This window comes from Faecalicatena contorta, assembly GCF_022835095.1.
Lineage (GTDB): Bacteria > Bacillota > Clostridia > Lachnospirales > Lachnospiraceae > Faecalicatena > Faecalicatena contorta.
On the sequence record NZ_BQNQ01000001.1, the window covers coordinates 662,075 to 674,767 of the forward strand.

General features: G+C 48.5%; 8 protein-coding genes. 5 read left to right on the forward strand and 3 right to left on the reverse strand.

What is annotated here, in order from left to right:
- Positions 1 to 423 precede the first annotated feature (423 nt).
- Entirely contained in the window at positions 424 to 1,185 is a 762-nt protein-coding gene (locus MWG26_RS02965; protein ID WP_025654586.1) for a DeoR/GlpR family DNA-binding transcription regulator, read from the forward strand.
- Between the two features lie 2 nt (positions 1,186 to 1,187).
- Positions 1,188 to 1,358: a hypothetical protein gene (locus tag MWG26_RS02970; RefSeq protein WP_153919777.1), complete on the forward strand. Its 171-nt coding sequence runs from the start codon at positions 1,188 to 1,190 to the stop codon at positions 1,356 to 1,358.
- 135 nt (positions 1,359 to 1,493) lie between these two features.
- Here MWG26_RS02970 and MWG26_RS02975 read toward each other — a convergent pair whose 3' ends face one another.
- Positions 1,494 to 2,288, reverse strand: a complete 795-nt coding sequence (locus tag MWG26_RS02975) for an HAD family hydrolase (protein ID WP_025654587.1) — start codon at positions 2,286 to 2,288, stop codon at positions 1,494 to 1,496.
- Between the two features lie 353 nt (positions 2,289 to 2,641).
- On the opposite strand from MWG26_RS02975, the gene MWG26_RS02980 reads away from it, so the two are divergent.
- The 3 genes from MWG26_RS02980 (at position 2,642) to MWG26_RS02990 (ending at position 8,288) form a co-directional block, all read left to right on the forward strand.
- On the forward strand, positions 2,642 to 4,042 hold the full coding sequence (locus MWG26_RS02980) for an NAD(P)/FAD-dependent oxidoreductase (RefSeq protein WP_025654588.1): 1,401 nt from the start codon (positions 2,642 to 2,644) through the stop codon (positions 4,040 to 4,042).
- A gap of 201 nt (positions 4,043 to 4,243) precedes the next feature.
- On the forward strand, positions 4,244 to 5,590 hold the full coding sequence (glmM, locus tag MWG26_RS02985; protein ID WP_025654589.1) for a phosphoglucosamine mutase: 1,347 nt from the start codon (positions 4,244 to 4,246) through the stop codon (positions 5,588 to 5,590).
- Between the two features lie 217 nt (positions 5,591 to 5,807).
- The gene (locus MWG26_RS02990) at positions 5,808 to 8,288 is read left to right on the forward strand and encodes an excinuclease ABC subunit UvrA (protein ID WP_044926316.1); all 2,481 of its coding nucleotides are present in this window, start codon (positions 5,808 to 5,810) and stop codon (positions 8,286 to 8,288) included.
- An 821-nt stretch (positions 8,289 to 9,109) separates the two neighbouring features.
- Here the strand turns inward: MWG26_RS02990 and MWG26_RS02995 are convergent.
- Positions 9,110 to 11,692, reverse strand: coding sequence for a PEP/pyruvate-binding domain-containing protein (locus MWG26_RS02995; RefSeq protein WP_117440890.1), 2,583 nt, complete (start codon positions 11,690 to 11,692; stop codon positions 9,110 to 9,112).
- Positions 11,693 to 11,851: 159 nt separating this feature from the next.
- Entirely contained in the window at positions 11,852 to 12,616 is a 765-nt protein-coding gene (locus MWG26_RS03000; protein WP_025654592.1) for an N-acetylmuramoyl-L-alanine amidase, read from the reverse strand.
- Between the last annotated feature and the right edge of the window lie 77 nt (positions 12,617 to 12,693).

Consider the following 12,693-nt stretch of genomic DNA (forward strand, 5'->3'; position numbering starts at 1 on the left):
AGATCTGCATTGGACTGTGTGTTTTTTTGCAGTTTAAATAAAGTCCGGGAATTTGGAATAATCGTACTGTCAACCTTCTCATAAGGATCACCACGCAGGAAAAACCAGTCGGTTAGCTTCGGGCTATGAGCAAACTGTTTATTATTTTTTGAAGAAATGGAGAAAGCAGATTGTAGTTGGATGAGGGAGATTATTGTTATTTTTATACGAGCAAGTATGTAAAACGAAGCAGAAATTTGGGGATAACGGAAGCAGGTTTGAGTTATTTGTTAAAAAAATTTAAAAAAATGGAAAAAATTGGAAAAATGCTGTTCTTGTGGGCTCCAAAGTATGCTAAAATATGATAATAGGAAACCGTCATATTTCCTTATAATTGTGGTGTGTGGATTAGGTTACTTTTCTGAAATTCATAGGGAGAAAAATATGGAGGAACGCAGAAGAAAAATATTGCAGGAACTTGAAGAGAAAGGAAAGGTTCGTGTTAATGAATTGAGTGCAGAGCTGGGGTGTTCTGAAGTTACAATCAGGAACGACATAAAATGTATGGAACGGGCTGGTCTTCTGATCCGTACTCATGGAGGTGCGCTTAAAATAGAAGAGAATCCTCAGAAAAAGTATTCAGCAGAAAGCATTTATCGGAACACGGACAAGAAAAGAGCGATTGCAGCGAGTGCGTATGAGTGCATTGAAGACAGGGACACAATTATCATCGATGATTCTTCTACCAGCTTCTACTTAGCGCTGCATATCAAGCAGCATCCGGAAAAAAGCATAGCGGTGGTGACCAATTCACTCATGTCAGGTATTGAGCTGGCCGGATTAAAGCATGTTGAATTGTATATGGTAGGTGGACCGGTGGGGGGAAACCTGGCGGCCACAATAGGAGACGAAGCAGTAGAGGACATATCCAGATTTCATGTGGATAAGGCATTTATAGGCGTACATGGAATTAATTTTGATGTGGGGATCACGTCCGTAGCCACATCCCAGATGCAGGTTAAACAGGCAATTCTAAAAGCAACGGAAAAAATATATGTACTGGCGGACAGCAGCAAGTTCGGCGGCGGATACTTGTCCGTAATCTGTCCATTAAAAGATGTATATCAGATCATAACAGACAATCAAGTGAACAAAGACTATGTTAACCGCGCAGAAGCAGAAGAGATACCGTTAGTTTTGGCTTAGGGATGCAGGTGGATTGGGAAGGGACGCCGCAGGCCCCGGACATAGGGATGGCTGGAAGCGGGGGAACGGCTGTAAGCCGGAGTAAAGTAAAAGAGACGGAAAACCAGGGCAGCCTGGACACATCACCCGAAGCCTTGATAGGCTTCGCGCGCTGGATCCAGGGAAAATTGTGATTTGGAATCACAATTTTCACCCTGGTTTTCCGTCTCTTTTATTTGTTTGTACTGGCGCCAGCTATGCTGTGTCTCCCGCCGCCATTGCGCCCTCCGCTTCAGCCTGGCGGACCTCCTCGACTACCCAGCCCTTACTCATCCAAGTTCCGCTATGAGATCTTCGAGTACTTCTTCTACGGAGTCTGTTACGTAAGTGGAGTAATAGGAGATCCCCGGCGCCGCATTGGACATGGCATAGCTGGTGCCGGCACACTGGAGCATCTCGATGTCATTATACTGGTCGCCGAAGGCCATGCATTCTTCTGGTTTGAGATGGAAAAGCTCCATCATTTTTTCCAGTGCGGTTCCTTTGTTGGCGCCCGGGGTGATAAAGTCGATCCAGATATTTCCCGATGTTACTACATTGATTTCATTACTGAACATATCCTGCAGGTGCTTGAGATATTTATCTACGATATGAGGACCGTCTGACATGTTGCCGATTGCTATTTTTAAGAAAGGGCCTTCGATTTTTGAGATATCGTCGACGATTCTGGTAGTATTGTGCATCACATTTACGATGTGATTGACAAAGGCTGGATCATTGTCCTCGATAAAGCAGGCGTCCTCCCGGGATGCGACGATCTCAAAGTGTTTCTCCCGTTTGATTTCTGCAATAATTCTGGCAGCAAGGCTGTCATCGATTGAGGCACGTGATATCACTTTACCCTGGTGGATGCAAAGGGCGCCGTTCTCGGCAATGTAGGAGATCTCGTCCTTAATCTTATCAAATACAATGCGCTGGTTATCATACTGCCTTCCGCTGGCGGAGACAAAATGGATGCCTTTTTCTGTCAGCTTGTGTATCAGTTCAATAGAGCGCGGGGGAAGTTCCTGCGCACCTCCCTGCAAAAGGGTGCCGTCGAGATCACTGGCTACTAATTTAATCATATAAAACCTCCAAGTTATATTTATAAAGGCCTTATACTCAAGGCTCCGGCTGGTACGTCGAAAAATAACAGCAAGTTAATGATTATTCGATGTACACTAGACGCAGAAAACTTAGATATAAGGCTTGCTTCATTATAATAAGTTATACTTCTTATATATTACCCTAAATTGAGCGAATTGTATAGCCTTGTTCTCCGGAAAATTGTATGATACTATTCTATTGTGGGAAGTGTGTGGGAATTGCGTGGGGGTCTGACCCCTTTGCAAAAGGGTCAGACCCCCACGCAATTCCCACACATTTCGAATAACTTAGAGGACATGAAAATTAAATTCAGAGAAAGCTGAGGGATAAGATGAAACAGTATGATGTAATAATTATTGGTGCAGGTCCGTCCGGGATTTTCTGTGCGTATGAACTGAAGCGTCAGAAGCCGGATCTGAGTGTATTGATGGTTGAGAAGGGCCGATGCATTGAAGAGAGGCAGTGCCCAAAACGGAAGACAAAGGTGTGCGTGGGCTGCAAGCCCTGTTCGATTACAACCGGTTTTGCCGGGGCCGGTGCGTTTTCTGACGGCAAGCTGTCTCTGTCACCGGATGTTGGAGGAACGCTTCCGGCGATATTGGGGTACGATAAAGCAACGGAAATGATTCACGAAGCGGACAGTATCTATCTGCAGTTCGGAGCCGATGAAAAGGTGTATGGTATTGAAGACCAGCAGGCGATTACTGATATCCGTTCCAAAGCAATCCGTGCCAATCTGAAATTGATAGAATGTCCGATCCGCCATCTGGGAACGGAGGAAGGCTATAAGATTTACACGCGCCTCCAGCATCATCTTTTGGACGCAGGTGTGGAAATCCTGTTTAAAACGATGGTGACGGATATTATCATCGAGGATGGGGCTGTAAAGGGAATCGTGACAGATAAAGGAGAAACCTTCTATGCGCCGGAGGTCGTGGCGGGAGTAGGAAGAGAGGGGTCCGAGTGGTTTTCACACATCTGCAAGGGGCATGATATCGAGACGAAAAATGGAACAATCGATGTAGGCGTCCGTGTAGAAGTCCGTGATGAGATTATGCAGGAACTCAATGAAAAACTTTATGAAGCGAAATTGGTGTACTATACGCCTACATTTGATGATAAGGTAAGAGTATTCTGCACGAATCCATCCGGTGAGGTGGCAACGGAATATTATGAAAATGGGCTGGCCGTTGTGAACGGGCATGCATATAAATCAAAAGACATGAAGACGCATAACACCAACTTTGCGCTTCTGGTGTCCAAGAACTTTACGGAACCCTTCAAAACTCCGACCGAATATGGGAAACATATTGCCCAGCTCGGTAATATGCTGAGCGGCGGCAGAATCCTGCTCCAAAGATACGGTGATTTCCGCAGAGGCCGCAGGACAACGGAAGAGCGTCTGCTTCGAAATAATATCACACCAACGCTGAAAGACGCGGTGCCGGGAGATCTGTCACTTGTATTTCCGCACCGGATCATGGTTTCCATCGATGAGATGATCAAGGCTCTGGATAAAGTGACACCGGGAATTGCCAGTGATGAGACCCTTCTGTATGGTGTAGAAGTAAAATTCTATTCTAACAAAGTCATTGTAGATAAAAAGTTTGAAACAAATGTTTCAGGCCTGCGCGCCATGGGAGACGGGGCGGCAGTGACGCGGGGACTCCAGCAGGCATCAGCCAATGGGATCTGCGTAGCAAGAGCAATTATCGAAAAAATGGAAGGCTAGTAATGTACACAAAGACTGACTTTGGGGAGAATGGGCGTTACTATGCGCGGCCTGCGGCCGTGAATAGTAATGATTGAGCAGTCCAGCGTATGTAAAAAATAGTTGTATCCTGGAGAAGATGAGAATATAATGATAATAAATGCTGCCATAACAGGAAGCATTATTATATGTAACCAGACAAATTAATAAGAGGAAAAGTATATGGGCAAATATTTTGGGACAGACGGATTTCGAGGAGAAGCAAACGTAGTATTGACAGTGGAGCACGCCTTTAAGGTAGGCCGTTATCTGGGTTGGTATTTTGGCCGGGAGCACAAGGCCAGAATCGTAATCGGCAAGGATACAAGACGAAGCAGTTATATGTTTGAATATGCACTGGCGTCGGGTTTAACTGCATCGGGAGCGGATGCATATCTGCTACACGTTACAACAACACCGAGCGTATCTTATGTTGTGAGGACGGAAGACTTTGACTGCGGCCTGATGATTTCTGCCAGCCATAATCCATTCTACGACAATGGAATCAAGGTGATTAACGGTCAGGGCCATAAGATGGAAGCCGAAGTTGAAGCAAAGATAGAAGCCTATATTGACGGTGAGATCGAAGAACTTCCTCTGGCAACAAAGGAAGACATCGGCTGTACAATTGACTATGCGGCAGGAAGAAACCGCTATATCGGACATTTGATTTCACTTGCTACCCGGTCATTTAAAGACATGAAGATCGGACTGGACTGTGCAAACGGAAGCGCATTCAGCATTGCAAAGAGCGTTTATGATGCACTGGGGGCTAAAACCTATGTCATCAACAATGAGCCGAACGGAACAAATATTAATACCAACTGCGGTTCCACACATATAGAGATTCTGCAGCAGTATGTAAGGGAAAAGAAATTGGATGTCGGATTTGCATTTGACGGCGATGCGGACAGGTGTATCGCAGTAGATGGAAACGGCAATGTAGTAGACGGCGACCTGATCCTTTATGTCTGCGGGAAGTATCTGATGGAGCAGGGCCGCCTGGAGGATAACACCATTGTTACAACGGTGATGTCCAATCTGGGGCTCTACAAAGCCTGCGATAGAGTGGGCATGAACTATGAGCAGACGGCAGTCGGCGATAAATACGTGTATGAGAACATGCTTCAGAACGGTTACGTGCTGGGCGGGGAGCAGTCCGGCCATATCATATTCAGCAAGCACGCAAGGACCGGAGACGGTGTGCTGACTTCCCTGATGATCATGGAAGTCATTATGGAAAAGAAGCAGAGCCTTGCCAAACTGTGCGAGGATGTAAAAATTTATCCCCAGCTGCTGAAGAATGTCCGCGTGACAGACAAAAAAACAGCGCGTGAAAATCCTGCGGTACAGAAAGCGGTAGAGGAAGTAACCGCGGCCCTGGGCAGCGAGGGACGTATTCTCGTCAGAGAAAGCGGAACAGAACCAGTCATCCGCGTTATGGTAGAAGCCGCAACAGACGAAATCTGCGAAAAACATGTAAATCAAGTCATTCAGGTTATGGAAACGGAAGGGCTTGTTATAGGGTAGACGGCCGTGGCAGGCCGGCGTAACCGGAAAGGAAGGGAAACAGGAGAAGTCCTGTCTCCCTTCCTTTTTCTGCAGCGGCCGATTGCAGCCTAATTCCAGTATCCCGTTACAGACACTAAAAAATCCCCCTTCCTCTGTGTGATATTGTATACTGAGATTATGTAACCTGAAAATGGATGTGCGGTGTCCGGCAAAAATGAAGAAGAGGAGGTATCACATGAGTGATATCAAAATTACTGGTGCCAACGAAGGCAATTTGAAACATGTTTCACTGCGAATACCCAAAAATAAACTGGTTGTATTCACGGGACTTTCCGGCTCGGGCAAGTCCACTTTGCTGATCGATGTTCTGTTTCAAGAATGCCAGAGGCAGTATCTCGAGGCAATTACGCTGGAGGGAATCCACAAGCCGGATGTAGAGAGCGTTAAGGGCGCTTCCCCGGCCATTCTAATTTCCCAGACGGATGGGAACAGAAATCCCCGTTCTACGGTGGGAACCCAGTCGGATATATATACGGATCTGCGGATGATCTATGAGAAGCTGGGGGTGCGTACCTGCCCGCACTGCGGCGGGATTATTTCGGCGGCAGACTGCAGGGAAGAGACGGAGAAGATCAATGCGGATTTCTACGTCTATATGTATTGCAGTAAATGTGGGAGGAGAATGGATAAGATTACCCGCACCTATTTCTCTTTTAATACAAAGGAAGGAGCCTGCCCGGCCTGCGAGGGACTGGGAAAAGTGCACACCGTGAAAAAAGAACAGGCGGTTGATGAAAGCCTGTCGCTGGAAAACGGTGCGGTTCGTTTTTGGGAAAAGCAGTATGGAAAATATCAGACCGGAGTCTTATATGCCGCTTTTGGGCATTACGGCATTTTAGGGGGCAAAGACATCCCCGTAGAGCGTTTCAGTGAGATACAAAAAGAGATTTTATACAACGGCATAGACAGCAGCCGGGTTAAAACGGAATTCCCAAGGATCAGTCCTTCTAAAACAGCGGCTGCAGGCAGGTTCGAAGGAGTGCTGCCGATATTATGGAGGCGGCTGGCAGATAAGAATGGGGAAGCCGGACAACTGGAGGCGTATTTTGATGTTGTCGACTGTCCGGACTGTAAAGGCGAGCGTCTGTGCGAACTGAGCAGAAATGTGACTGTAAATGGCACCCGCCTGCCGGAATTGTCGTTTTATTCCCTGGAACAATTAGAGGACTGGATCCGGCAGATGGAAGTTTCCTTGGCAGAACGGCATGCAGCGCTTGTAAACGCCTATATCCGGGATATAAAGACTAAATTGAACCGCTTTATCAAAGTGGGGCTGGGTTATCTGTCTCTGGACCGGCAGATCGTTACTCTGTCAGGAGGGGAACTGCAGCGGCTGCGTCTGGCGGCCGCACTGGACTCGGAATTATCCGGTGTGATTTATATACTGGACGAACCCACTGCGGGGCTCCATCCCAAAGATACGGCGGGCCTCCTGGAAATACTAAAAAAGATGCGGGATCTGGAGAATACGGTGCTCGTGATTGAGCACGATACCGATATCATGGCTGCAGCCGATTATATCATAGATATCGGTCCGGGATCCGGCAGACATGGGGGAGAAATCATCGCATCCGGTACCCTGGAAGAGATCATGAGGCAGAAATCATCCGTGACAGGAACCTATCTTTTGGCCCCCCATCCTGGGAAACAGGATTACCGGAGTGCGCAGGGAAAGATCCGGATTCAGAACGCCGTAAAATATAATCTGGATCATCTTTCCGCAGATATTCCAGTCGGCTGTTTTACTGCCATTACAGGCCCCTCAGGTTCCGGAAAGTCAACCCTTATTTTCGAAGTTCTTGCAAAAGGCAGGGCAAAAACAGCGCAAAACCAATTGCACACAGGGAAATCAGACCATCTATGCCCGGCAGACAGTTCCGCGGTAAAACCGGGGAATCAAGTAAAAGGGCTGGAACAGTTTGACAATATCATAGAGGTTGGGCAGGCGCCGATCTCGAAAATGAAACGTTCAAATGCGGCAACCTATTCCGGAGTATATACAGAAATCAGGGCGGTCTTCGCCAAAACTGAGTCTGCAAAAAAGGCGGGGCTGACTTCCCGGCATTTTTCATTCAATACCCCAGGCGGCAGATGCGAGAACTGTCAGGGCCTGGGCTATGTGGACAACAATATGCTGTTCTTTGCGGATACAAAAGCCGTATGCCCCGTGTGCAGCGGAAATCAGTTCCAGCAGCAGGTGCTGTCCGTCAAATACAAAGGTCTTTCCATCAAAGCGACCCTGGATCTTTCCATAGAAGAAGCCGCCGGCCATTTTGAGGGCATCCCCAAAATCTCAAAAATCCTGGGGGTTCTCCAGGAAGCAGGCCTGGGCTATCTTCAACTGGGCCAAAGCCTGACAACATTATCGGGAGGAGAGTGCCAGCGCCTCAAGCTTGCAAAAGAATTAATCGGGAACAGTTCAGGCAGAAAAAACCTGTATCTCATGGATGAGCCCACAACCGGCCTGCATCCAATCGACATCGAACACTTCCTGAAACTCCTGAACCGCATAACAGATGCCGGAAATACCGTAGTGGTCGTAGAGCATAACCAGCAGCTTATCCAAAACAGCGACTGGATAATCGATCTGGGTCCTGGGGGCGGCACAAAAGGGGGGCAGATTATGTTTATGGGGATACCAGACGGATATTTCTAGACGGAGGGATGCTCCGTGTCCGGATGGACGGGAGGGCTGCGGGGGTGTATATGCCCTTTTAAATTGCGGCCGTTTGCTAAGTGCTCCTAGGGGAGAATACTGCCGGGAATGTGGGCATGGATGACACAGCATGGGAAAATTGATATTTTCCCACGCTGGGTCATCCGGAAACATGATTCGGAATCATGTTTCCTCCCACATTCCCTGCAGTATTCTCCCCAAGGAGCACTTAGCGCACTCTGAGCAGTTTAAAAGGGCATATACACCCCCGCAGCCTTCCGTCCATCCGGACACTTCGCTGGTGCATCAAGGCGGATGGGAGGTCATAAACAGGGAGGGAATGGGGGCGGGAGCTGCGGATGGGAATGGTTAAGCGTATGGTAAAGGCCTGAGTGAGGATAAGCAACTCGAGGATACCTCTTTAGTCGATTTGTTCCTGTGTAGGAATTCAATCCGCTGCAACCGTTTTATTCCCCGTCCGAGATTATGATCCGCGAACCTACCGGCTGGATGCACGTAGCCTGTGGGGAGCGGGAGGGAAAGGCTGCGGAAAAACACGGCGGGTGATTTCGGAAGCGTAGAATGCGCGATTAGAGCCCGTTACATCAAAGCGGGAGTCTCACATGGGCAGAATCTGCTTCCGAAGCAGATTCTGAAACAGCCTGAGCTGTGTAATCCATCAGGATTACGCAGTGAATGCTGTTGGACCATGTGAGGCTCCCGCTTTGATGTTACGGGCTCTTCGCAAATGGAAAGATTCGAAATCACCCGCCGTGTTTTTCCGCAGCCTTTCCCTCCCGCTCTCCACAGGCGACCTCCCTCTACACACAAACCACCCGCTGCCCCACAATATCGGAGTATATCTCCACCCCTTCTGATTGAAGTTCTGCTACATGGATGACGTCGGAATAGATTTCTTCCTCGGTGGTTTCTTTTAGCAGGTTCTCCAAGATGTTTGGGTGTGCGAGTATTTTTTCTTCGTTAAAGTGCACCTGGCTGTCCCCCTGGAACAGGGCGATGTAGAAGATGTTGGATTCTACGATATCCTGGAAAAAGTGGCTTCCGTAGGAGAGTTCGGGCATCAGGCCCAGATTCTCGTAGGATACTTCGCAGATGGCCTCCATGCTGCACAGGTCTGTGAAACGTACCGGGACACCCAGGGCGGGCGTGGTGGTTCCCCAGCGGCCGGGGCCGATCAGGACGGCGTGGCGGTTCCGAAGCAGACGGTTCAAGGTGCCGATCTGGTTGGCTATGGCATATTTCTGATGCTCGTTCAGTTCCAGATAGGGTTTAATTTTCACAAAAATGATATAGTGAACCGGAAGCCGGACATTTCCACCCATAAAGTTTCCTTTTGAGGAAAAATAGCTGCGGTCCCTGCCCGTATTTTCAGGGAATTCTACGGTTTTTCCCAGACCCTTTGTCTGCAGGGGGCGGCATTGCAGCAGATTGATCCGGTAATCTTCCTGTTTATTGAAGTTGCAGGTAAATTCAATATCAACGGGATAGTCGTAAGTATGCGATAATATGGCCAGAATATTTTCCAGCGCCCTGGGGAAATCCGTATGTCTCAGCAGACGGGTGAAACTGACAATATCCGGAACTTTGCGGCCCGGCTGTCCGATTTCACGGAAATGCCTGGCAAGCTCGTAGTCAGGTTCCATGAAGAGCCGGATATTGGTCTTTAGAGGGAGGCCTGCGGTGTCCTCGATGGGCACGGTCTGGAATTCATTTTCCTCCAGATTAATCACATCCACGTAGTGCTGGGAAAATTTCCTTTCATCTCCATAGTTGAGCAGGGGAGGGCGCTCCGGCTTGTCCAGCGCGACAATCCGCGGATAGTCCGAATTAACCCGGTCTACGGCGCGGGTGCCCATTCCGAATACAAGACGCAGCATCCCCTTGGACGGATCGGTGTTCTTATCCCAAACGAACAGGTTAGAAGAATTACCAACTCCGGCACAATGGGGGAAGAAGTATTTGCCGTGGTAATCGCCGGACACTCTCTGTACCAGCAGGGCCATCTGCTCGTCCTCGCCGGAGAGACCGCGGTTCTTGCGGTACTCCAGAGCCTCCTGGCTCATGACACTGGCATACACCTTGCGCACGGCCTCAAGAAAAGCATCATAGCGGTCTTCCGGTGATCCCTGGTTGGGACAGAAGAAACTGTCGTATTTTCCGGCAAATGCATTTCCGAAGTTATCTTCCAGAAGAGAGCTGGAGCGGACAATGATAGGAGACTGGCCGTAATATTCCAGCATGACCATGATCTGCTCCTTGATTGCAGGAGGAAAATGCCCGGTCAACAGCTTTTCCCGAAGTTCGGGAGCCGCACGGAAATATCCTTCCTCCGACTTTTGTTCCATCCGGAGGCGCCAGCAGCCATTTTGTACAATGTAAGTATAGAATACATCCGAGCCAATATAATAGGAATCGTGCCGTTCCATATGTTCCCGGTAAAAATCCGGGATTTTCGTTTCCAGTATTTTGCGGGCTAAAAGCATTCCCACCGACTTGCCGCCGATATATCCGGTTCCGATCACCCGGCTGCCGATCTGGATCAGATCCGCCAGTGTGAAGTATTCCCTGCTCAGGGAGGCAATTCTGGAGCGCTGTCCGATGAGAAGATTCAGCAGGTTCTCTTTTACATATGCCTGCTCTGCGGAAGCGGCGTTCAGATAGGGCTTGGCCTCCTCAAAGCTTACATCCCAGTAATCCAGTTTTTTTGTATGGACCTGGAGCCTGGAAAATAACTCAGCAGAGCTTGCACTGTCCGTGATGCACTCTGCGCCGGCCTCTGTTAGCAGGTGAGGCAGAAACATAACGGGGGAGTAGCGCTCCCAGACCTTCAGCGGGTGCAGATAATAGTTTCCGTCTACAAAATAGAGATTCAAAAGAAGCCTGACAGCTTCCCGGATCCGGGCAATGGTATCCGGCGTATGGGCATTCCTGTCAAGTGCAAAACAGGAAACCGTCTCGAGCTCCGACAGATAAGGGCAGGCCACCTGAAAGAAATTCCCGATCATCAAATCGGAGCACCAGTGCTGCTGCATGTCAGTGAGACAGTCAAAGAGATAGAAGGCGTGCTTCCCCTCTGCTGTGATAATCCGGTATATATCGCTGGTGAAAGATTCAAAACCATGGCAGACATCAATGGTATACATTTGAAAATCAGCGCCTTCGTCTTTCAGTGCAGCATCATCCACCAGGGGCGCGTGACTGCCAAAGTGTATATAAAGGATGCGCCTGCGGTCCGCGGCAGCCTGTCTGACAAATTGACGGGCGGCAAATGCGTAGGACTCCAGAGTGTCCACCTGCCAGATGATATGATCACCAGGCCGGAGGCCGCCGATTACCTCGTCTGCCCCCGACAGCCCGGTACTTATTTGTTCAATGCTTTCCATAGTATTCCTCCATTCCTGCATGGACAGCCAATATTATTTCCAGTTTAACACAAATAGAAAAAAAATCAAATGTTGGGAATCCATACATATCCAGCAGACAATCCTGCCATATCGTGGGAGCTGCATGGCAGGAAAATCCGCAGGCAAAAGGGACAGCTATTAACGGCTGACAATAATGGTTGGATAGCCGGCTCTTTTGAGACGCTGCTCCATGGCTGTTGCATCGTCCAGAGTATCATAATTGCCGACCTGAACCCGGAAGAATCCGTCTGTATCTACAATAGATGCCGGGAAATCCTGTTCCAGTAGTTCATTCAGCAGCCGGTTTGCATAGGTTGGATTTCGGAAAGCGCCCACCTGTACCTTATATCCCGGTGGATCGATGACATGATCCATTTCCAGGGTGTCCAGGATTCCGGAAGCGATTGCCTGGGCGATTGCGTCGAAATTGTCATCAAAAAGCTGGTTATCTGTGTTGGAGTTGATAAACCCAACTTCTACCAGAACAGCGGGCATTTTTGTGCGGCGGAGCACCACCAGGTTGGGGCGCGCCTTTACGCCGAGATTCACAAATCCTACGGCCTCCAGCTGCTCATTGATATTTTCAGCCATCTGAAGTTTGATTCCGGAGAGATCATATACCAGTGACTCCACTCCTGATACTACGTTGTCTGTGGGAAAAGAGTTCCGATGTATGGAAATGAAAAAATCCACCCCTGCATTGTTTGCCTCCATTGCTTTTTCATAAGGAGATTCGTATACATCCGTAGTTCTGGTGTATTGTACGTCGATATCATGGTTCTGAAGAATTTCACCAACGGCTAATGTAAGGCGCAGAGTATCGTCTTTTTCCTGGCGTCCATTATATACGGCGCCTGGGTCACGCCCTCCGTGTCCTGCATCTAACATGATTGAATAAGGCATAAGTAAAGATTCCTTTCACATTGTTCTATTTTATGATATGTAGAAAACGCAAGGATGTTCCTGTCCGCCAAAGAAAA